The sequence below is a fragment of the Mycoplasma procyoni genome (assembly GCF_017052595.1).
GTDB classification, from domain to species: domain Bacteria; phylum Bacillota_I; class Bacilli_A; order Mycoplasmatales; family Metamycoplasmataceae; genus Mesomycoplasma_A; species Mesomycoplasma_A procyoni.
This window is the reverse complement of sequence record NZ_JAFIDB010000002.1, coordinates 84669-108068: the sequence shown is the minus strand read 5'-3', so window position 1 is coordinate 108068 and position 23400 is coordinate 84669. Positions and strand designations below refer to the sequence as shown.

The following is a 23400-nucleotide window of genomic DNA, read 5'->3' as shown; positions in this document are numbered from 1 at the left end:
TTTTTTTTTTTTTTTTGTAAGATTTTCTTGTATATATAAAGAAAATTTATGTAAGCTAATAAAATTTTTAACAAGAAAGGAACAAATATGAAAAAGAAATTAATTAGTTTTATTACTCCTGCAATAGCATTAAGTTCATTTGCTATTGTTTCATGTAATAATTCTTCAAAAGATAAAGAAAATACAGATGATTCAAGAACTTTTAAATGAAAGAGAAGTGACAATGAAGTATGAAATGATAGAAATAAATTACTTGAAAGTGCAGTAACTTTTGTGAGAGAAAATCTCCTTCTTATAACTAGGGGTGAAAATGGTAGATACCGTTATTTATCAGAAAATGAAAAAGAGCAAGCTCTTACAAAAATTCTAAATTCAAATCTAAATCAGAATTATGATATTATCTACCTTCACTCTCTTGATGAAATTCTCCCAACTATAAAAACAGATTTAGAAAAAGGTTCTATAAAAATAAGTTTAGATATTACCGTTTCAGCATCGTGATTAAATTTAGAAGCATTTAGAAGCGCTTTATCACATTTTTATTCTGTTGAAAAAGAAGGACAAAAATGATTATTTAAAAATTTTATTATTGAAGATAGAAAAGTGTTTCCAGTACACGAATCAAATTTTGAAAATAGCAAACCAACAACTCCTTCAAATAATGAAGAACCAAATAACAAAGGTGGCGACAAAAACAATGAAAAAGAGTCTCCATACTCTAAATATTTTAAAATTGATGATGAGAAAATAAATGATTATTATGCAAAAACAGACTATGCAGAAATAAGTGATTTAGTAGCTAAAAAAACAGATGAAGTTGCTGAAGCAATTAATTCTAACAAAACAAAGGACTTAAAAATAGCGTTAATTACAGTCAATAGTAAGGTGAGTGATAAAGCATTCAATCAATCGCTCTGAGAAGCTATTTCAAAACAATCATTTCAGACTAATAACAAAACAAGTAGATATGTAGAAGTTGAAGAATCTGAAATTTCTGATTTGTATGATCAACTACTTGAAACTGATATGAATGTGTGAGTATTATCGGGATACCAACACAGTTATGCATTTAAGTGATGATATAAAAACTCAAGCAAGAAGGCAAGATTTGATGCAAAACATCCAATTATTATTGCTGTTCACTGAGATGAAGATGATAGCGAACTCCCAAAAGGACAGTTTATTTCTTTAAATTATAGACAAGAGGAAGCGGGATGAATAGCAGGATATGCTGCTGCAAACTATTTAGCTCAAACAGAAGAAGATGATTCTAAAAGAAAGACTGTTGCGTTTGGAGGTCATCCGGCAGCTGTGGTAACAAACTTTATTGCAGGTTATCTAGGAGGAATTTATAAATACAATGAAGAACATGAAAAGGTGACAAAATTAACAGACGACCGAATCATTCTTTACACAGGTTTCGATCCAGATAATCCTGACTCAAGAGAAAAAGTTGATTATTTAGTTAAAAATAGTGAACCTAAAATCATTTTACCTATTTCTGGAAAACTTATAGATGTCGTCATAGAGGGTGTTAAAAAAGCAAATAAAGAACAACTAATTATCGGGGTTGACACAGACCAATCAAAAGCTTTTGAATCAGATGCAGAATTATTCTTTACTTCAATCGAAAAAAGACTTGGAGCAACCCTGTACAGAGTTCTAACAGATCTATTTATTCAAAAAGGAACTAATTCAAATATTATTCCTGAATTTAAAGAAGGAGCGGAAGGTCAAAACGCACACGTTTATTTAGGATACTACGATGGTTTCACAGATGTTTCTAAATCTTCACTTTCAGATGATAAAAAAACAATCGCTCAAGCTTCACTAGACAAAGCGATTGCTAAATTCAAGGAATTATTACCAGAAACAAATAAATATAATAGAGAAAAAATGGAATCAGATTTAGCAATTCCGTTTATGACTGTAAGCGGCGAAGCTAATGTTCCTGGAGAAAAAACTAATCAAGTATTACTTGATGAACTAGCACAAAAAATAAACAAACAAACAGGAAAAATTAAAACACAGACCAATTAGAATAAACTAAAAAACATTCTGTTAATTCAGTATTTTGTTAATTAAAACATTTTAAATCTAAAATAATTTAAGAACAAAAATAACACAAATTCCTATATAAACGTCAAAACATTATCAATTATTGGTAATGTTTTTTTTTGTTTTCTAAAGGAGAGAAAAGTGCTGTAAGATAAATGTAAACAATAGTCAAAACAGAAAAGAGGATTTAGTTATATTAAGCAAAGGCTTTGTTTTTTTTTTTTTTTTTTGTAAGATTCTCTCAAGCAAACGAAAGGAGAGAAATGAACAATAAATTAACAACTCTTAAAAAGCTATCTATTGCTCTAATTGCTATCTTATCAGTTGGAGTTGCTTTAGATATTATCTTTTGAATAGTAAATATTGCTGTATTTACAGTTGCTGCAACAACTCAAAATGCAAACGGAGCTGTAGCAGCAGCTACAGGAGCAGCAGCATTTTCACTATTATCAATACTATTTACTGTATTTTTATCAATAGCACTACTTGTTGTTGTGATAATTGCTTTTGTTAAATATCTAGATTTAAAGAAAGAAAATTATCTAGTAAATTTATTTGGTTTATGAATAGCAACATTAGTTTTAGTAATTGTAGGTCTGTTACTTGGTTGAATACCTTTAGCGGGAACATTTATTAAAATAGCAGCATTAATAGTTCCTATTGTTACAGGAGCAATTACAATTTCACAAATCAAAAAACTTAACTAAAACACAATTGGCAGTAATTGCCAATTTTTTGTTGCCTTTTAAAATCCAAAAGCAATATAATTTAAATATGGCTAAACTAGATATTTTTAACTTTGAAAAACAGATTCAAGAACTCAAAAATAGAGGTATTTTGTTTAAAGAAGAACAAAAACAAATAGTGTATGATTTTTTAGAAAATCATCACTATATTTGAATTATCGATAATTATAAACACATTATCCAAGAACTTAAAACTCCAGAACAAATAACAAAAATAATTAAACAAAAGATTGCTTTAAATCAATTGTTTCCGGAAATGCATGATGAGTTTGTTTGCGATTGCAAACAACACAACAGAGATAGAAACATCACTTTTAGATTTGGTTTTCTAGAACAACTTGAAAACAAAAATAAGCATTTTTCAAGTCATTTACTTTCTAATTTCATTAAACTAGAAGGAAGAATCCGTTCTTTAGTTTTTAATTTCATTTCTTTTTATATGGAACTAGAAAATATTGATTCTAAAAACTGATTTGAGTTTTTAGAACACAAAATCGAAAACTTTGAAAAACATAACTTTTATGTTGTTTTTCAAAAAACAAAAGATATGTTTGAAAACTCAAGAGAATTATCTTTTGGTTCTTTAGTTGATTTTTTAGTTTCAATTCTAAAATCTAATAGAATTGAGTCCGAATTTAAAACAACTTTAATTAAAAGAATCAATAAACACTGAAATTTCAGTGTTTTAGAATATAAAGATATTCTAGAAATTGAAAATAGTCTTATTTTCTATAAAGATCTTAGAAATCACTTAGTTCACTCAAAAAGCTTGCAAACATTTTTTCATCATACACAAATGAAATACATTGTTAATGAAATGAAAAAGAGTGATTTTAAAGATTTTGAATACATTGATTACAATGAAATCAAGTTTTGTTTAGAAAACAAACAATTACTTCCCTATCGCTACACAATCAAAGTAATTAAACAAAATGGTAGTGTTTTTGAAGTTGAAAAATTCATTCAAAAACACATAGAGCAATTATGTTCAATGTTTAAATCATAAAATAGTTTTTAAATACATGACTTATTGATAAAATTAACTTGTATCAACAAGTTGTGTATTTTGATTTCTAAAATTTTATAATTAGAGTATAAAGTTTTTTAGAAAGGACAAAATGCAAAAATTTGATTGAGATAATGTTTCAAAAGAAGTCGTTGAAGCATTAGGTGGTAAAGAAAATATTAAACAATATTTTAACTGTGCCACAAGATTAAGAGTTTATGTTCATGACCAAACTAAAATTGATCTTAAAAAACTTTCAAAAGTAGCACTTGCTAAAGGTGCTACTTTAGAAGGTGATCAATACCAAGTTATTTATGGTCCAGGGACAGTAAACAAAGTAGTTGATAATTTAAATAATTATCTAAATAACAACAACACAACAGAAAACAAACAACAAACAAGCACAAAGAAAAAACTCTGAAATCCTGAGTTATCATTTAAAAGTAATTTATTTTTAGTTTTAAGATGACTAGTTAGATCATTTTCAGAGATCTTTGTACCATTAATCCCTGTGTTTATTGCAGGAGGGATCTCTCTTGCTCTAACATCCTTTATTTCAACAGTTTCAAATAGCGAATCTGCAAAAGGTGCTGCTAAATTCTTTGAATTAATTGGTGGAGCAATTTTAGGTGGACTACCTGCTTTAGTGGGTTATACAGCAATGAAAAAGTTCGGCGGAAATCCATTTTTAGGTCTTGCAATTGGTCTAATAATGATCTCACCAGCTTTAGTAAATGGATGAAATTCTTCAAATGCAAAAGAAGTAGAAGGCGCTTTTGCTCTATTCCCTTCATTTGTTTCATTCTTCCAATGAAAATTCATTGGATATCAAGCACAAATCTTCCCAGTTCTATTAATTATTGCAATGGCTTATTATGTAGAAAAATTACTTAAAAAATACACACCAGAAGCACTTGCAATCGTTGTAGTTCCTTTAGTAACTGTAGTATTCAGTGTCTTCTTTGGATTCTGATTTGTAGGTCCAATTGGAAGATACATCGGAATCGGAATTGGTTATGCTGCTAATGCAATCTTTACTTACACAAACTTCCCAGGGTTTGGTTTAGGTGGATTATTAATTGGTATGGCTTATCCATTTATAGTTGTAACAGGACTACACCAAGGATTTACAGCAATTGAAGCTCAATTAATAGCTTCACAAGGATTTACTTGAATTACTTCTATTGCAACTGTTTCAAACATTGCACAAGGGGTTGCTGCTCTAATGATGTTTGTTATTCTTTACAAAAAATCACAAAAACTAGCATCATCAGCTCTTTCATCAGGTATTGCTGCTAATTTAGGAATTACTGAACCAGCAATGTTTGGTACAAATATTCCACTATTCTTCCCTATGTTAGCTGCTTCAATTTCAGCTGGTATTGGAGGATACTGAGTAGGAATGTCACAAACAGTAGCAAGTTCATTAGGTTCAGCTTCATGACTTGGATTTATTCAATTCTCTCCTGTTAAGAGCGATGCTTTAGTTAAATACTATGATGCTTATGAAAAATTAGTTCCATGAGGAAACAAAATGTTCTTCCACAGAGCACTTGCTCCAATGGCAAACATTGCAATTGCTTCAGTAATTGCTTCAATTTCCTCAGCTACTCTAACATTTATTTTTTCAAAAACATTTGGTAAAAAAGCTCTTAAGGAATTTATAAAGGAAAATGCTTAATAAAAAAGAACAAAAATATCAAACAACACTTTCAAAAATTGAAAAACTCTATCAAGAACAAAAAAATAAAACTAAAGTTTTTGATGATAATTCAATTGCTGAATTATATCAAAAACACTTAATTACAAAAGGTGATGTCTACTACAATAGACTTCACCTTTCTGCTTATTCTGGATTATTAAATGATCCAAATAACTATGTTTGCCACAAAGGAACTTACTACATTTTTTATCAATGAAATCCCTTTGATCCAATTCATGCAAACAAGCATCAAGCTTATTTTAGTACAACTAACTTTAGAGAATTTAAGCACCATTTAATTGGTCTAAGACCTTCAAATGAATATGATGCAAACGGAATCTACTCTGGTTCTGCTATTTCAGACAACAAAAGCACACTTTTATATTACACAGGTAATATAAAAGAAAATAATACTTATGGCTCAAAAGAAGCAACTTCAAACATCATGGTTGCTAAATTTAATGACAACTGAAAAGAAACTGAAAAAACTAAAAAACTACTTTTTTCAGTTGATAAAACAAAATACACAAGACACTTTAGAGATCCTTATGTATTTAAAAAAGATGGTTATTACTATTTACTTTTAGGTGCTCAAAATTTAGAATCAAAAGGGAAAATCGCTGTATACAGATCTAAAAAAGCTGATTCTAAATTTGAGTGAATTGGTGAAATTAAGTTTATTAATGCACCAAAACAACTCGAAGATGCCTTTATGTTTGAGTGTCCAAGTTTTACTTACAATGCCTTTGTAGATGTTTTATTTATTTCAACACAAGGTGCTTATTTTTATGAAAAAGACAATCAAAACAGAGATGTTTCAATTTATTTATTAGGACAAATGAATTGAGACACACTGGAATTTGAGGTTGAAAGCTGAGATCTTTTAGACCTTGGTCCGGATTTTTATGCACCACAAATTATGAATAATCCAGATGATCAAAATGCTCACTTTATAGCTTGAGCAGGAAACCCAGAAACAGAATCTGTGGCAACTTTTGATTATCACTATGCTAACTCACTAACATTACCAAGACAGTTCTGAATTTCTCCTGAAAATAAATTAGAAACTCAATACATCAAAAAAGTTGATTACTTATTTGATGATTATGAGTTCACTTCTTCGCCTGTAGTTTTAGATAAATACAAAAGACAAGCAGTATTTCATGCAAGAGCAAATAAAAAGAGTTGATCATTTAAGATTGAAGGGCATGATGAAAAAGGTAATATTTTAGGTTTAATTACTTTTGAATACAAAAGAGGAAAACTGATTGTTAATAGAGAACAAATGACAGAAATTGTTTCTAAAACTTCTCCTAACATCATCACAAGAGATATCCCTGATGCGACTGAATTTAGTATGATTTTAGACTCTTCATTAATTGAAATTCACTTTAATGGTGGTCAAAAAGCCTTCACAATAAAATACTTTATCGATGGAGATCTTACTTTTTCACCAAAAAATCTTGATGTTTGAAAAGGAGATATTAAGCCAATTTCAATTGATTGAGACTATGGACATAACGTTTTAGTTCCTGGAGAACTTGTGTTCGATGAATACAGAATCGGAAGAAAAAAACACGAAGAAATTGGTGGAGCTTCCTTTAATGTTGCGGTAGCAATTAAGCACCAAGACATAAACAGCGCTTTCTGTGGAATGGTCGGAGGTAAAGATAAAAATTTTGCAAAAATATTAGAAACTAGAGCAAAATGAGATTTAGATGGAGACAATATTTTTTGACAAGAAGACAAATACACAACAAGAGCAATTGTTAAATTAAATAAAGCAGGTGAAAGAAGTTTTGAATTCATTCGTGGAGCTGATAAAGATCTTAACTACGAAAGAATCAAAAACAAAAAATTTAGTGCGCTTGCTTTAGTATCTGCAACTGCCTTTTTAGGTGGTGATCTATTCCAAACATACAGAAAATTAGCTCAAAAAGCTAAAACAGAAAACAAACCAATCTTCTTTGATCCTAACTACAGAGAAGCACTATACAAAGATCAACTAGATTCCTTTTTAGAAAAAACAAATGAGTTCATTGAATATGCTGATTTTGTTAAATTCTCAAAAGAAGAACTACTTTTAGTTACAAATACAGAAGATCTTGAATCGGCACTACAAAAGCTTGCTGTTTATGAAAATAAAGTGTTTTTAGTGACTTTAGGAAAAGAAGGAACTCTTGTTTATTTAAATCAAAAACACTTTGTTGTTCCTTCTAGAAAAGCAGAACAAATCGATACAACAGGAGCTGGAGATGCTTTCTTTGGAACTTTCATTGCCAAATGACTTGGTCTTAATTCAGGAACTAAAAAGAAACTTGAGTTCAATTTAGAACTAATTGAAAAAGTCTTTGATTCTAATGTAGTTGCTTCTTATGTTGTTGAAAAAGTCGGAGCGCTTTCACTACCTCCAAAACCGCTTGCCTTCCAAAAACAAAAAGAGTTATGAGCAGCTGTTGAACAGAAATTCAAAAAGGAATTTATAAATGAAAAAAGTAATTAAAATAATGATTCCAAGCGTGTTTTTGATTGGAATCATTATTGGGATAATTCTTTGTTTTAGTATCGAAGGATTAAAAGAAAACTGATATAGTTTTGTTATTATTCCTTTAGCAATCGGTTCTATTTTCGCCTTAATAATCTTAAGTTTTTGATTTATTTTTAAAAAGCCAAAAAGCTAATGTCAAAGATCAAAAAAGTCATTTCTTATTTATCAGAAATGATCAAAAGCGGCCAAATTGAACCTAATAAATTAATTCCTTCTGAAAATGAATTATCTAAAACTTTAGCTGTTTCTAGAACAACTGTGAGAGTTGCTCTAAAACAGCTTGTTTCTTCTAGAGTCTTAATCCCTTTTCAAGGAAAGGGATATGTTTATAATGAATCTAATAATGTATTAGGTTCATTTTTAGAAGTTTATGGAGAATGTGCACAATCTGTGCACCTCAAAACAATTTTTCATGCAGATTTCTCAGAAGAACTAAAATCAAACGGATGATATGAAATAAAGAAAATTCGCTACTATAAAGACTTACCCTTTATTTATACCATCCAAAAAGTGCCAAAAAGTATTATCAACAAAGTAGGACAAGAAAAAGCAGAAGACTCTGTTTATTCCGCTTTTAAAGAAAGTGGAATAAACATTAAATTTGCAAAAAAGAAAATTAAGTTAATTAAGGTTTCTGAAGAAATTAAAAAGTATTTTCATGTTAGTGCTTCGCACTTAATTAAGTTAGTTTCTTATACCTATTCAGACAAAAATGAATTACTAGAAATATCTATTAATTACTATTTAAATAGTTTTGAGTGAGAATTTATTGAATATCACAGTTTGGACTAATTTTGAGCAAAATTAGTATTCAAACACAGTGTTATATATTGTTTTTACTATGATATACGAAAATAATATATAATATTAAAGAACTTGTAGAAACAAGTTTAAAAAGAAAGGAAATATGCATAAATTCGCACAGAAATTTACTGAGTTCTTTAAGTTTAAAAAGAACAAGCCAAAAGTAAATGGTGGTAATGGTAAAGCAAAATTAATCTTATCTAAGATTTCTGGTGCTTTCATGCTTCCAATTGCTGTTATGGCTATTGCTGGATTAATGCTTGGAATCGGTTCTACAATTGTATCTCAAGCAGGTAATTCAACAGGCTTAATAAAATTCGGTCTTTTAATTAAAAACCTAGGAGACCCAGTTTTTGGAGCTCTTCCAATATTATTTACAGCAGCATTTGTTATCGCCTTTACAAATGATGCAGGTACGGCTGTGTTTTCATCAATGGTTGCTTACTTTGTTTTCTTAGGACTTCAAGTTCCTTTTATAGACGAAGTTAAAGCCGCAGATGGTAAAACACTTGAAGGTTATACTATTTTATTCGCAGGGGCTGGAAGAACCCTTGAGTCCTCTAAACAAATTGTAGGTTTTGCATTTGGAATTAAATCAATGCAAACATCAATTTTTGGAGCGATTATCGTAGGTATTGTTGTTTCATATCTATACAATAAATTCTACAAAATTCAACTACCTCAAATGATTTCATTCTTTGGAGGTAAAAGATTTGTACCAATAGTTTCTATTTTAGCTATGGTGCCAATTTCATTAGTTTTCCTATTATTCTGACCATGAGTCGGTGCTGGACTAACAGCATTTGGAAAATCACTTAACCATGTGCCATATGGATTTGAGTCATTAATCTTTGGATTTATTGAAAGATCTCTAATTCCATTTGGACTTCACCATGCATTCTACTCACCACTATGATATACATCAGTTGGAGGGGATGTTAATGATTTATTACAAACTGCTCTAACAGACGGAAAATACTTAGATGACTATAAAGACATTGATTTCAAAGCTCTTGGAGTTACACAATCACAAGCATTTTCAATTCACGATTTTGCTGCATTAGTAAAACTTGATGTTGAAAAATGAGCAGGAGACTCTAAAATCTCTTCAGCTGTTTTAGGGTTACCACAAAACTATGTTTACTGAAAAGGAACAGACGAAAAATACGGTATATTACCAATATTTGAATTCCTACAAACAAACTTAGGTCTTAAAGTTGGTAGATTCCTACAAGGTAAATATCCATTTATGCAATTTGGATTACCAGCAGCTGCAGCAGCTATGGTATTTGCAGCACCTAAAGAAAACAGAAAAGTTGCTTTAAGTGCTGTTATGCCTTCAGCTCTTACAGCTCTTATTACAGGGGTTACAGAACCGATCGAATTTACATTCTTATTCTTAGCTCCTTACATGTTCTGAGGATTCCACGCTGTTATGGCTGGATTAGCGTTTATGTTAATGAACGTTCTTGGAGCTCACATCGGACAAACTTTCTCAGGAGGAATCCTAGACTTAATTATCTATGGAATTATTCCTGTTGTTAAAGGAACACACTTCTGATGATGAATCGTCGTAGGTATTGTTTATGCTCCTATTTACTTTGTAGTATTCTACTTTGTAATCAAAAAAGCAAACTTAGAAACTCCAGGTAGAGGAAAAAATGTAAAACTATTTACAAAAGCAGACTACAAAAATAAAGATACAGAAGAAACAAAATCAAACAAAAATTCTTTAAATGAAAAAGAAAAAGCAGTTATTAGAGCTTTCGGTGGATGAGACAACATTTCAAAATTCAACAACTGTGCTTCAAGATTAAGATACGACATTAAAGACAAAACGTTAGTTAATGTCGATGACTTAAAAGCTGCAGGTGCGGTTGGGGTTGTTTTTGTTGGAGAAAACCACGTTCAAGCTATTTTTGGACCAATAGCTGAACAACTTAACTCAAAATTAAGTTCTCACATTGGAGAAGACTTATCAAATGAGCAACCTCAAGAACAAATGAAAGAAGAAGCTCAAGTGAACACAGAAGTACAAAATAACTCATCATCTATTTCTTTAAGATCAGTTGCTTCAGGTACAATTAAAGAATTATCAAGCATTCAAGATGGAGTATTTTCAGAAAAAATGCTTGGTGATGGAGTTGTAATTGAAGTTGATCCATCAACACAAATCGTCGATCTGTATGCACCATTTGATGGAGTAGTAGAAACTCTATTCCCAACAAAACATGCATATGGAATTAAATCAAAAGACGGAATTGCAATTATGATTCACGTTGGAATTGATACAGTTAATTTAGGTGGAAAAGGATTCTCAAGCGTTGTAAAACAAGGAGATGAAGTTAAACAAGGTCAATTATTAGGACAAGTTGATATGAATATCATCAGACCTGAAATTGAAAAAACAGACATCGTTTACATCGTTATGTCTGAATCATCTAAAAACGAAGTATTTGATTTCAAATACGGAAAAGCAACAGAAAAAGATGAAATTTTCAGTGTAAAATAACACAAAAGACAAAGATGCAAGAAATTGCATCTTTTCTATTAGCTTTTGTTTAGTTATACTATAAAAAATTTTTGAAGTTGCTAAAATTCATTATTTTTAATTTTTTAGTCTAAAAAGTTATATAATTAAATTGTAGATATATTTATAATAGAATGAGAGAAGAACTGAAAATTAAAAGATTAACTTCAAAAAATGAATTTGACAAAGGAGAAAAAACAATGGATATTGATAACAAAAATAAAACTTATTTAGTGACAAAAATACTCATATTAGTTTTTTTGTTAATTTCTTTTATTTCTTTTTTGTTTGCACTGATCTTTCAAAGGCAAGCAGATATTAGTAATTAACTTTTATTTTTTTACAGGTCTTTATTGACTACTTTTTGCATTTTTCAGAATACTTTACGCCTTGAAATTTAATTATTTATTTAACAAAAACCAACAACCAATTCCAAAAGATCAGAAAAATTGACTATTTTTCTCTTATATAGTTAATGTTAAATTAGATTTTGAGAAACAATGAAGCAAGAAACAAATAAGAAGAATTAAAATAATTTTAGCTACTTTAGTAGTTCTTTTATATTCGCTTCTTGTTCCGTTAGGATATGTAACTTTTCAACTCTATACGGACCACCCTTCTGATTTAGTTTATCTATCACTTGTCAATATATTATGAATATTAATTTACGCTCTTCTATTTATCTATTATCACATTAGAAATGTTTTTAGTGCACATGTACAAAGACCTAAATACATCAGTTTTAAAACAAAGATTTTTTGAAATAAATACCCTTGAAGAAATGATTAAAATTTTCTAAAATAGCACTAAAACAATAGTTTTTGGCAAACCAAAAGCAAAACAAAACACTAACTAAATTTAGCTAGTGTTTTTATTTTAGAATATTTGGGAAGATTCAACTTCCAAATATAAATGAAATCCCAATCACAATAAATACAATTCCAAAAATTATAGGTAAACCTAATTTAAAGTTTTCTCAAGCAGGTAAATACATCTTTGTTGATTCATAACTTACATTAGTTGCTGGGGCAATTTTATGAAGTTTTTTGTATTCTTCTAATTGTCCTTTTTTGTATTCTTCAGCTTTTCTTTTTGCTTTAGGATAAAGCAAAAAAGTAACAATTCCTAATAAAATAAAAAGAACTCCTAAAATTACTTGTAATCAATAAGGAAAAATAGTGTAATTTGCTGGATTTGAGGCTTGTTTTGTTGTTTCTTGGGCAAACTGGTAAAAATTCATAAAAAAATTATATAAGATTTATAAATTTTTGTTATTTAAATTCATCAAAGATAATATAATTTAATAAAGAAATTACTTTAATATAGGAGGAAAAATGTTTAACGTTAATGATTTTAAACCAGGAATAACGTACCAAGAAAATGGTGAGTTATTTATCGTGCTTGAATCACAACACTCAAAACAAGGTAGAGGACAAGCTACTGTAAAAGCAAAAGTAAAAAATTTAAGAACAGGATCAACAACAATTAAATCTTACACAGGTGGAGATAAAGTTGAAAAAGCTCACATTGAAAAAACAGGAATGAACTATCTATACAACGATGGTACAGGAATCGTTTTAATGGATGAAACAACATATGAGCAAATAGTAATTGAAAACTCAAAAGTTGAATGAGAAATGAATTTTCTAAAAGATGGTCAAAAAGTAATCGTAAGAAAATTCGAATCAGAAGTTTTAGACATTGAATTACCAATCAATGTTGAATTAGAAGTTGTAGAAGCTCCAGAAGCTGTTAAAGGAAACACAACTACAAACCCACAGAAAAAAGTTAAATTAGAAACTGGTTTCGAAGTTGAAACACCAATGTTCATCAAAGAAGGTGAAATTATCGTTGTTTCAAGTGAAACAGGAAAATACGTAGGAAGAGCTGGTAAATAAAATGGAATATGTCATTGTTAATTACGGATTAAATCAAGTATACTCAATTCACAAAAATGCCTTTGCCCAAACAATCAAAGCAGTTTTTGTTAAAAACAGAGATGTTAAACTTGATGGAGATATCGAAGTTGTTATAAACAACACAAACACAAATGTTTCTGTAGATCTTGCTTTTTATGTTTTTGAAACAAATCAAGATTTTAGTGATGTAGTTAACAATTTATTAAATTCCCTTAAAGAAGCTATCAAATTCTTAATTGGAGTTGAAGCTGAAAACATGACTCTGCAATACAAAGGCAAAATTAAAAAATAAAGGATATTAATATGAAATTCGATAAAAATTTAGATAGATTATCCATAAACACTTTAAAAGTTAATGGAGTAGCAGCAATTAACAAAGCTAATTCAGGACACCCTGGAATTGTTTTAGGTGCTTCTACAATTATGCATACACTATTCACAAGACACTTAGTGTTCAACCCAATGGCTCCAGAATGAATCAACAGAGATAGATTTATTCTTTCAGCAGGACACGGATCTGCTCTTTTATATGCACAACTAAGAATTTTAGGTTTAATTAAACAACAAGACCTAGAAAACTTTAGACAACTAGATTCTCTAACACCAGGACACCCAGAATTTGGTCACACAGTTGGAGTTGAAGCGACTACAGGTCCTTTAGGACAAGGAGTTGGAATGGCTGTTGGTTTAGCACTTGCTGAATCACACCTAAACGCAAAATTCCCAGAAATTAACCACTACACATATGTATTATGTGGAGATGGAGATCTACAAGAAGGAGTTGCAAACGAAGCTCTTTCTTTAGCTGGAAAATGACAATTAAGCAAACTAATTGTTCTACACGACTCAAACGATATTCAATTAGATACACCAGTTTCAGAAGTAAACTCAGATGATCTAAGACTAAAAATGGAAGCTATGGGATTTGATTACCAATTAGTTTCTAAAAACGATGTAGAAAGAATTTCTGCAGCAATCGATAGAGCTAAAAAAACAAAAAGACCTTCATTTATTGAAGTTAAAACAGTTATTGGTGAAGGTGCAACAAAACAAGGAACAAGTGATGTTCACGGAGCACCTTTAGGAGATGACTTTGCAAATGTTAAACTTCAATTAAACTGAGAACACGGAGATTTCGAAGTTCCAGAAGAAGTTAGTCAATACTACAAAGATACATTATTTGCAAGATCAGAAGAAATTATGTCTGCATTTAATGAATCAGATGCTCTAAAAGCTTACTTAAACAGTGCAAACAAAGAAATCAAACTTGATTTACAACTTAAAAAAGATGATGCAACAAGATCTTCTTCAGGTTCTGTAATCAAATACCTAAACGATAATGTTGAAACATGAATCGGAGGTTCAGCTGACTTAGTTGCTTCAACTAAAGCAGGTGGAGGAGACGGAGTTTTCTCAAGAGACAACAGAAAAGGAAGAAACATCTTATTTGGAGTTAGAGAATTTGCAATGGGAACAATTGCAAACGGATTAGCTCTACACTCAGTTCTAAAACCATTTGTTTCTACATTCTTTGTATTTGCTGACTATGTAAAACCAGCAATGAGACTTTCAGCACTAATGAAACTTCCAGTAACTTATGTATTTACACACGATTCAGTGTTTGTTGGAGAAGATGGACCAACACACCAACCAATTGAACAATTAGCAATGTTACGTTCACTTCCAGGAATGAAAGTTCTAAGACCAGCTGATGAAAAAGAAGTAGTTGCTTCATATGAACTTGCAATTAACTCAAAACACCAACCATACACAATCGTTCTAACAAGACAAAACATTACTTCATTAGAAAACACAAACAAAGAACTATTCAAACAAGGAAGCTACTTTGTACAAAAAACAGATTCACCATATGCACTTATTGCAACAGGAAGTGAATTAGCAAATGCATACAAAGTTGCTAAAGAATTCAACCTTAACTTAATTTCAGCTTCAAACTGAGACGGAAAACTTCTTTGAAATCCTTCAAAAGCAATTTCAATTGAAGCTGCTTCAACTTTTGGATGAGCAAAAGTTGCTCGTCACAACATTGGACACGATGACTTTGGTTACTCAGCACCAGGTTCATTAGTTTACAAAAAAATTAAACTAGATTACGATTCAGTAAGAGCATATGTAATAAAACACTTTAAATTAGAAGCTAAGTAGGTTTTAATACAAATAACAATTTAAATAAACAAAATATTCGAAAACATAAGTTTTTCGAATATTTTCAAAAAAACAAAATTTTTAAGTTTACTACATATGATATTACAATCAGTGCAATCCTTTTAGGAATGTATTTAGGATTAGCCTTTTTATTAAGACTAACCATTCTCACCAAAAAACTTAATATCAGCTTTGAAATTCCTTTTTTCATCATCTTTGGATTAATTTTAGGACCTTTCAAAGGTTCTTTATTAGGAGTTCTGGCTGACACACTCAATTTATTAATAACCTCAACAATTGCAACTTGGATGATTGAATATGCAATTGTCCCTGTGTTTGTTGTTTTAGTTTCTTGAGGCTTATTCCAGACCTTTAAACTACCACGAGAGTGGAGTTTAACAATAATTATTATTTCAATTGCTGTTGTTTTTTGTTTATTAATTACAATTTATGCACTTGAAATTACAAAACCAAATGCAAAATCAACTATTAAATTAGATAGTATTGAAAAAGATGTTTCATCCTTTTTCACAAAAGAAGTAATTTTAGGATTATTAATAGGATTCATGATTTTATCATTAGCATTCTTTAGTACCTTTTTTAGTCTTTGAATCAAGACTAAAAAAGAAATTTATTTCCTAATTACCTTTGTTTTTGCAATTATTTTAATTGTAATAATGCTTGCAAGATGACTATGAGGTCCTTTTGCTTTTGTGCAGTATTACAACCGCTTTATTGGTGTTAAAAGTAATAAAAGCAGAGAAATCAGCAAATATTTCTACATTTATTTAACACCAATTATTCTTAAGGGATTAATTACAATTCCTATTTATACACTATTTTTAGTGTCGCTCACACCTGTTTTATGAAAATTACAGAAGAAATATGCAAGAAATTATCAAAACGGATGAGCAATATAACCCTTTTTGGGTTATGGAGGTTTAGTATAATGGTAGTACAGCGGATTCCAAACCCGCTCGCAAGGGTTCGATTCCTTTAACCTCCGCCATATGTTAATTCACCAAAAAACGGAGTACAATGAAAGAAAATAACACATTTTTCCCACAAAACCTTAAAAAAAGCCAATTTGTCGCTTCAGAATCTGCAAAAGAAGAAATCTTTAGCGAAAGAAATCTTAAAGTTCTTGCTTTAGCTATTGCTCAACTCTCAAAACCACAAGATCAAACAATTATTAAAGTTCTGAGCTGTCATGATAATGACAAATTTTCTAAAAAAATTATCAACATCATCAACCAAAATCTTAACCAATCCCACATCAAAGTTTTCTCTTTAAAAGAAAGCGATTTTGTTTTAAAACCAATTTTTGATTTTGTAGCTAAAAGCTCTAAATTTGCCATTTCTTTTTATTGCTACAAAGACAAAAACACAAATCAATATGTTTTAGAAATCTACAACTCAAAATTCAATTTATTTAGTTCCACAAACTTTGAGCTACTCAAACAAAAAGCAGAACAACTACAGCAAGAAGTCTTTTCAAACTCAAATATCAAAAGCGATATTTCCATTTTAAGCACCAAAAACATCTTTAATGAATTTATTTCCAAAACCTTTGGTTCTTTAGATCTCAACAAAGATCAAAGCAGAATTTTAAGCGTTGGTTTTCTGTCTCAAAACTACAAAATCGATCAATTACAAAAGCACCTAATTGGTAATTTAGACTTCAAATATTACTTTTTACCTTTTTTCAAAAAGTCAAAAAACAAAGCTCTCAAACTCAAGTTATTTTCTTTTTATAAAAAACCAGATGTTATTATTGATATTTATTCAAATGGCCAAAAAATTGACATTTACATAAAAGAAAATAAAAAATACAGAAAAATGACTTTAGAAGAGCAAATTCTCTTTTTAATCTTCTTTAAAAACTACAGAACAGCAGAAGATACTAAAATCATCAACAACTTCAATTCCATCTTTAATTTTGATTTACTAAATCAAAAGATGTCAAACTCCTCAAAAGTACTTAAACAACAAATAGAGCTTCTTGAAAATCAAGAAATTGAGTTTAGCTATTTAAACAATTTAGTTAAACAAAATCCCTTTGTTAAAGTTATTTTAATTCTTAATTTCTTAAATTATCAAAAGACTCAAAACTCAAATTTTGACAAAACAAAAGAGATTTTCAAAAAAATGAATTCCTTTAAAGGAATAATTGATTTTGAAGTTTATGGAGTAGAACAAGTAGAAGATCTCATTGAAGAACTCAAACTCTATGATTTTAAGGTAATCGATAAGCAAATTGAATTATTAAATTACTGAGACCAAATCTATTATTTTGAAAGCAATACCGGAGAAAAAATCAAGATTTTTGCTGATTTTTCACTAAAAAAACTTTTAGTTTTTATAAATAGTGACAATAGCATAAAATATAAGCAAATAATCAACAAGTTATTTATGAAAGGTAGAAATGACAACTAAATTTAAAAATAAAGAATATAACCTACTTGGAACTTCTTTACAAAAAGGACAACAAATTTCACTAAAGCTTACAAACACAATGTTTGAAGATATTGAAATTAAAGAATTTAAGAAATTAAGCATAATTTCTGTGTTTCCTTCAATTAACACAAGAGTTTGTGATGAGCAAACAAAAGGAATTTCAATTTTAGCAAACAAATATCCAGAAGTAGATTTTATTTCTGTATCAGTAGATTTACCAAGTGCAATTGCAGAATGAAAAAGCGTAAACATGATGCCAAACATTGAAATCTATTCAGATTACAAAAGAAGAGACTTTGGATTGAGCTATGGATTTTTAATTGATCAAGTCTTTTTATTAAATAGAGGATACATTGTAGTAGACCAAAATTCTAAAGTAGTTGACTTCGCTTACAACAGCGATGTTCACCAACAAATTGATTTTGATAAATTAGAAGATATTATCAAAAACAATAAATAAACTATAAAAATTCAGGCAGCATAAAAACTGCCTGTTTTTTTGTGGATTTTGATTTTTTTAAAATTATGGTAGAATATTACTTATACAAATCGAAAGGATATAAAAAAATTATGTCAAACAAATTAAAAAACTTTTTATTAAGTTCAAGTGCAACAGTTGCAGCAGTTTCAGGACTAGCTTTCGCTGTTTCATGTAACAAAGCAGAAGAGAAAAAACCAGAAAATCCAGAAAAACCAGATCAAGCAACACAAGAACAAGCACTATTATCAAAATTCATGGAAGATAACTCATACTTCACTTCAACAACAGAAGGGTTTGCTAACTACTACTTCAAATTTGAAAAAAATGGAGCACAATCAAATGAATTTGTTTTCTGATTAGTTCTAAAAAATAAAGACGGTGATGATGTTTCACACGATAATGGTTCAAAACAATTTACAATTGAATTAAAAGAATTAAACCAAGAAGGAACAGCTGCTAAAGAAAACGCAAAAACATTTACTGCAACAAGTACATTTGTAGCAGCAGAGAAAAAAGTAGTAGCTGGAAGAGAATTAGATCTACCACCTCACTATGAATTTAAAATTGCTATAAACGAAGGAACTACTGCTGAATTATCTTCATTAGGAATTTCTTCATTAAAATACGACACAAACACAGACGTTATTTTAGCTAAAAAATAATTTAACCAAAAAACACGGAATTTTCCGTGTTTTTGTTTATTTTGAAAGGATGTTTACTTTCTTTTTTCCTTCGAATTGATACTCGTAAGCATATAGAATTCCGTCGCTTAATTCAATTTTTAGAGCATTTTTTAGTGGTTGTAAAGATGCTCTAAAAATTTTAATTCTTTTGTTATTAGAATCAAACATAAAGCATCCTGGGTTATCGTTTAAAGCCTTTATTTTTCTGTATGTTTCTATTAATTTATCTTCTTTAAATATTTGAGCAAACTCTTTAGAAATCTTAGGTGATAAGCTCACAAGGGATTCATCTTGTTTTTGAGCTACTAATTTATCATTGTATAAATCACTCAATCAGCTTACTATATTGTTTTTAGCTAATTCAGAAAGGTTTTTAAATAACTCAAGAGAAGTATCTTCTTCTTTGACTAAAATGGATGCTTTTGCAATCATATCTCCTGCATCCATTTCTTTAGTCATGTAAATAAGAGTTATTCCTGCTTCACTATCTCCGTTTAATAAAGTATACTGAATAGGACTTGCTCCTCTGTATTTTGGTAATAAAGAACCATGGACATTAACAGAAGCTTTTTTAGCAAGCTTTAGGACTTTTTCAGGAACTCATTGTCCAAAAGCTGCTGAAACAAAGAAATCAAAGTTTAATTGTGCTAATTGATCATAAATTTGAGAAATTTTTTCTGGTTGAAACAGTTGGATATTGTATTTTTGAGCAAGAAGTTTTGTTGGAGTCGGTTCTAATTTATAGCCCCTATTTGCTGGTCTGTCCGGTTGAGAAACAATTGCTACAACATCAAAATTATTGATTATTTCTTCAAAAATAGGAACTGAAAATTCAGGTGTTCCTGCTAAAACTATTTTAATTTTTTTGTTCATCATTCCTCTATTTATTAGCTATATTTACATAGCTATTGAAAAAATTAGTTATTTTTTCAACATTTTCTTTTGTAAGTGTTGATGTGATTAATCAATTTTTTAGGATTTCTCTAACTTCTTTTAATTTTTCTGATTCTTGCTGTCTTTTTTGTTCGTTTGTGATGTTGTGACTTAAATAATAAGATAAATAAAGATCAATAAGTTCTATTCCATAAATGTGAAGATCAGCGATTTTATCTTTGTAAATATCTGAAAATGTTTCTCACATAAATTTAGAATCGATAAAGTAATTATCTTCATTTTTATCTACACCAATTCTTTGCCCTAAAGAGGTTTTAATTCCTGCTAAATGTTTTTTTTCTAAACTGTCGATAAGACTAAATAATTCTTTTGTATCAGGATTTTTTTGATCTAATTTATAAGCTTCTTTTTTAAGGTTAAGGAATAATTCAGGAAAATCTTTGTTTCAAGCAATTTCTTTTAATTCTGGAAATTGCTCATTTATATAATTAAGTAGTTGCTTTAATAAATCGAGTCCTTTAAAGTGGAAAATGTATCTTGGATAATTTGAGTTATAAGCATATGTTGATAGTTTAGTATCAATTTCATTAGTTACACGATAAAGAGTTTTTACATTTCTTTTGAACTGTATTTCCTTTTGTTCTTTTTCTTTTCTTTCTTGCTCTAATTTGTCTTTTTCTTCTTGAGTTAGTTCTTTTGGTTTGTCTTGTTTAGTTTCTTTAGTGTCTTTTGGTTTATTTGAGTCGTCAGATCCTTTAATAGGTTTTTGATTATCTTTTTTTGGATCATCAGGTTTTTGTTGTTCGGTTTTTTGAGCTTGATTACAACTAAAGGCAATTGCAGGAATTGTTGCAAGACTCAATAGAGATAGTAATAATTTTTTCTTCATATTTTCCTTTCTAGTTTGCTGAATTTAGCTTAATAGTTTGAATATTTTTGTCTTTTAGAATTTTAACAAAATCTTGTTTAATATCACCTGAAAATCTTGAATCTGAGTATTTTATAGGTGATTTAAAGAGTGCGACAGAGTTTCCGATTTCTTCTTTGTGGTCTGCTGCATAAACATGAGCAAAATTAACTCCAATTAAGTTAAATTTAGAATCAATTACCATAGAACCCGAAGAACCGCTATCAAGTGGGCTTTTTGAGTTGTTTAGATTTAAAATAGGCATTTGGTTGATGATTCTGATTCTCATTCCATGATCAACGCCCTCAACAAAAGGTTTTTGATATTTTTTTCAGTCTTCGTTTAAGCTGTTATATTCTTTATTTTTTTGCTCATCATATTTAGTCCACATATTAACAAAATCTTTGTTATCAATGATTCTATTTTTAGCAATAATAGTTCCACCGTTAGATTTAGCAACCTTAAAAGCAAATTTATAATCAGAACTTCCAAAATATAAAGGATAACCACCTACAAAGTGTGTTTTAGTTGGATTTTCAAGTTCTTTAGAGTCGCTGTTTTCATTTCCAAGACCTAAATATCAATCTTTTTCTTTGTCTGTATCTAAAACATCATATAAGCTTGGAAACATTCTTTGGATTTCAGCTTTTGTTAGTCTTATTTTAATTAAGACAAAGTCTCCGCCACCATAAGGAGTTGTTCCGATTCTGTTTTGATGTCCTTTGTTAAGCATAATATCTGCAACATCTCTTTTTGTTTTAACACCTTCACTTGCAAAAAATGGAGTGTAAAGTAACATGTCTTTTCACTCTCTTCAAAGGTTAAAGGTGCTATAAGTTAATTCTGGTCTGTTGTAGATATTTTGCTCAAAATCATAACTTGAGTTGTAGTTATTTTTAGCAAAAGTCACTCTTGTTAGTCACTGGTGATTTTGTTGAGGCAGGTTTGTGATTTTTTGGTGTGAAATCCTGTTGTTTTGTGTAACATCTTCTACTTTTGGAACTGCATTAAAATCAAAACCACCATATCAATCTTTAGATTTTTGAGTTGATTCATTAGGGTCAAAAAAGAACTGTGATTTATCAAAGAAATCACCAAAGTTGATAACGTGAGCATTAGTTCCAACAATAAAATCATAAACGCCATCAATTCTGTTTTGTGCATTTGTGATTCTGTCTAGAATTCAGGCTGTACCACCGATATTAGCTTTATGAAGTTTTGGATAAGGTTCAAAATTTTGTTGTTTGATCACGAGATAATCAAAAGCAATACTAAAAGTTCTGTCATTAATAAAGGAATAAAAGTCGTTATCGCTTTTTAGATCTGAATTTTGTTTATTTAAATAATAGAGAAAATCTCCTTTTTCTGTTTTAAATAAAAGAGTTATTTCACCTTTTTTATCATCAAAATTAGCCTTTACATCACTTAATTTAGACTCTATAGAAAATAGTTGTTGAATTGAGTCTAAATTTAAGAAATATAGAAATTGACTTAAGTTTGAAGGGAGTAATCCAAAAGGATTTTTGCTAATAAATTCTTTGAGTTTTTGAAGAGTTTGAGAATTTAGATTTTGACTTTGTTGTTTAACATCAAAGTTTTCTAAATATTTTGCAGTTGTCATTCATTTTTGTCTGTATCCATCTGTAAAATACTTGATTTTTTCTTCATCATTTTCTCCAAAATCCCCATAAATCCCTACATTTTGAAGTTTCTCAAAGAATCTGTCAGTTTGATTTTCATTGTAATTTGAAAAATCGATATTTTCTGTTTTTAAAAATGTTTTAAATTCTTTTAAGCTTGTTTTATATAAATTAGTTGCTGTTTGAATTGATGATGCTTCTTTGTATTTTTGTGTTTGAGTATCAAAAACATCATTTAGAGATAAACTGAATTTTTCTGCAAATTCACTTAAAGCGGGGTTTTTGTTATCTGTTTGATTGTTTTGATCGTCTGGTGTTTGAGGTTTTTCTTTATCTTCTGTTGAAGGAGTTGGATTTGTGGGTTTTTCTGGTTCTTTAGTTTCAGAAGGATCTTGTGGTTTTTGTGGATCTTCTGGTTTGATAGGAAGCTCAATACCCTCTGTTGTTTGAGTTTTTGTTTTAAAAGAATATTTTTTTGATAATTCAATTTGTTGAGAATTTAAAAATGCTTTTTCTACTGTATATTCTGTGTTTTCGGTAAGATTTTTAACTAAAAAAGAAGCCTTTGATTCCTGAGAATCAAAAGCATTCATTTCTATTTTATTATTATTAATCTGGATGTAAATTTTGTTATTTGACTTTAAATCCAGATTTTTTAGAAAAACAAAAACACTAACAGAAGTTTCTGCAACCTTTTCAAAAGAAATATTGGTTATTTTAGTCTTTTTAGAATCATCTGTTATTGGTTTATTAATAGTGTTTTCATTTGGTTGAACTTGGTGTTGATTGCAACTAATTGCAACAACAGAAAATGAGCTTAATAAAAAAAGTTTAAATATAGTTTTAGATAACTTCATTT

Annotated in this window: 19 protein-coding genes and 1 tRNA gene; 16 read left to right on the top strand and 4 right to left on the bottom strand. The window is 29.4% G+C overall.

The annotated features are described in order from the left end of the window. The first annotated feature begins 87 nt into the window (after positions 1 to 87). From JV122_RS04935 to JV122_RS04920, 8 genes are all read left to right on the top strand, one after another. Entirely contained in the window at positions 88 to 2040 is a 1953-nt protein-coding gene (locus JV122_RS04935; RefSeq protein WP_205842721.1) for a BMP family lipoprotein, read from the top strand. A gap of 281 nt (positions 2041 to 2321) precedes the next feature. Continuing rightward, positions 2322 to 2765, top strand: a complete 444-nt coding sequence (locus JV122_RS01365; RefSeq protein WP_205842720.1) for a hypothetical protein — start codon at positions 2322 to 2324, stop codon at positions 2763 to 2765. 67 nt (positions 2766 to 2832) lie between these two features. After that, entirely contained in the window at positions 2833 to 3810 is a 978-nt protein-coding gene (locus JV122_RS01360) for a hypothetical protein (protein ID WP_205842719.1), read from the top strand. A 112-nt stretch (positions 3811 to 3922) separates the two neighbouring features. Continuing rightward, on the top strand, positions 3923 to 5491 hold the full coding sequence (locus tag JV122_RS04930) for a PTS transporter subunit EIIC (protein WP_205842718.1): 1569 nt from the start codon (positions 3923 to 3925) through the stop codon (positions 5489 to 5491). Beyond that, complete coding sequence (locus tag JV122_RS04925) at positions 5484 to 8015, top strand: PfkB family carbohydrate kinase (RefSeq protein WP_205842717.1); 2532 nt, start codon at positions 5484 to 5486, stop codon at positions 8013 to 8015. Before JV122_RS04930 ends, JV122_RS04925 begins: the two co-directional genes overlap by 8 nt. Continuing rightward, the gene (locus JV122_RS01345; protein WP_205842716.1) at positions 7999 to 8193 is read left to right on the top strand and encodes a hypothetical protein; all 195 of its coding nucleotides are present in this window, start codon (positions 7999 to 8001) and stop codon (positions 8191 to 8193) included. The genes JV122_RS04925 and JV122_RS01345 overlap by 17 nt, the downstream gene beginning before the upstream one ends. Further along, a complete protein-coding gene (locus JV122_RS01340; RefSeq protein ID WP_205842715.1) occupies positions 8193 to 8852 on the top strand; it encodes a GntR family transcriptional regulator in 660 nt (219 codons plus the stop codon). The genes JV122_RS01345 and JV122_RS01340 overlap by 1 nt, the downstream gene beginning before the upstream one ends. Positions 8853 to 8967: 115 nt before the next feature. Next, entirely contained in the window at positions 8968 to 11376 is a 2409-nt protein-coding gene (locus JV122_RS04920; protein WP_205842714.1) for a PTS sugar transporter subunit IIABC, read from the top strand. An 889-nt stretch (positions 11377 to 12265) separates the two neighbouring features. Here the strand turns inward: JV122_RS04920 and JV122_RS01330 are convergent. Beyond that, positions 12266 to 12634 (bottom strand): hypothetical protein, encoded by a 369-nt coding sequence (locus JV122_RS01330; protein WP_205842713.1) that lies wholly within the window; start codon positions 12632 to 12634, stop codon positions 12266 to 12268. Between the two features lie 94 nt (positions 12635 to 12728). Between JV122_RS01330 and efp the strand changes: the two genes are divergently transcribed. The 8 genes from efp to JV122_RS01290 all read left to right on the top strand — a co-directional run bounded on the left by efp (position 12729) and on the right by JV122_RS01290 (position 19079). After that, the gene (gene efp / locus JV122_RS01325) at positions 12729 to 13292 is read left to right on the top strand and encodes an elongation factor P (protein ID WP_205842712.1); all 564 of its coding nucleotides are present in this window, start codon (positions 12729 to 12731) and stop codon (positions 13290 to 13292) included. A 1-nt stretch (position 13293) separates the two neighbouring features. Continuing rightward, entirely contained in the window at positions 13294 to 13605 is a 312-nt protein-coding gene (locus JV122_RS01320) for an MMB_0454 family protein (protein ID WP_205842711.1), read from the top strand. Between the two features lie 11 nt (positions 13606 to 13616). Then, entirely contained in the window at positions 13617 to 15479 is a 1863-nt protein-coding gene (locus JV122_RS01315) for a transketolase (RefSeq protein ID WP_205842710.1), read from the top strand. Between the two features lie 128 nt (positions 15480 to 15607). Next, positions 15608 to 16399, top strand: coding sequence for an ECF transporter S component (locus JV122_RS01310; RefSeq protein WP_205842709.1), 792 nt, complete (start codon positions 15608 to 15610; stop codon positions 16397 to 16399). Positions 16400 to 16414: 15 nt separating this feature from the next. Then, positions 16415 to 16488: transfer RNA gene (locus JV122_RS01305), tRNA-Trp, on the top strand. 29 nt (positions 16489 to 16517) lie between these two features. Further along, on the top strand, positions 16518 to 17915 hold the full coding sequence (locus tag JV122_RS01300; RefSeq protein ID WP_205842708.1) for an MAG5620 family putative phospho-sugar mutase: 1398 nt from the start codon (positions 16518 to 16520) through the stop codon (positions 17913 to 17915). Then, positions 17905 to 18396: a redoxin domain-containing protein gene (locus tag JV122_RS01295; RefSeq protein ID WP_205842707.1), complete on the top strand. Its 492-nt coding sequence runs from the start codon at positions 17905 to 17907 to the stop codon at positions 18394 to 18396. Before JV122_RS01300 ends, JV122_RS01295 begins: the two co-directional genes overlap by 11 nt. 110 nt (positions 18397 to 18506) lie before the next feature. After that, positions 18507 to 19079 (top strand): hypothetical protein, encoded by a 573-nt coding sequence (locus JV122_RS01290; RefSeq protein ID WP_205842706.1) that lies wholly within the window; start codon positions 18507 to 18509, stop codon positions 19077 to 19079. Between the two features lie 36 nt (positions 19080 to 19115). Here JV122_RS01290 and fmt read toward each other — a convergent pair whose 3' ends face one another. Genes fmt through JV122_RS01275 form a run of 3 tightly spaced genes read right to left on the bottom strand, consistent with a single transcriptional unit; the run spans position 19116 to position 23398 of the window. Beyond that, positions 19116 to 19976, bottom strand: coding sequence for a methionyl-tRNA formyltransferase (gene fmt / locus JV122_RS01285; protein ID WP_373422600.1), 861 nt, complete (start codon positions 19974 to 19976; stop codon positions 19116 to 19118). 4 nt (positions 19977 to 19980) lie between these two features. Then, positions 19981 to 20883 (bottom strand): variable surface lipoprotein, encoded by a 903-nt coding sequence (locus tag JV122_RS01280; RefSeq protein ID WP_205842705.1) that lies wholly within the window; start codon positions 20881 to 20883, stop codon positions 19981 to 19983. Positions 20884 to 20893: 10 nt separating this feature from the next. Further along, positions 20894 to 23398 (bottom strand): MAG2960 family serine endopeptidase lipoprotein, encoded by a 2505-nt coding sequence (locus JV122_RS01275; protein ID WP_205842704.1) that lies wholly within the window; start codon positions 23396 to 23398, stop codon positions 20894 to 20896. Positions 23399 to 23400 lie beyond the last annotated feature (2 nt).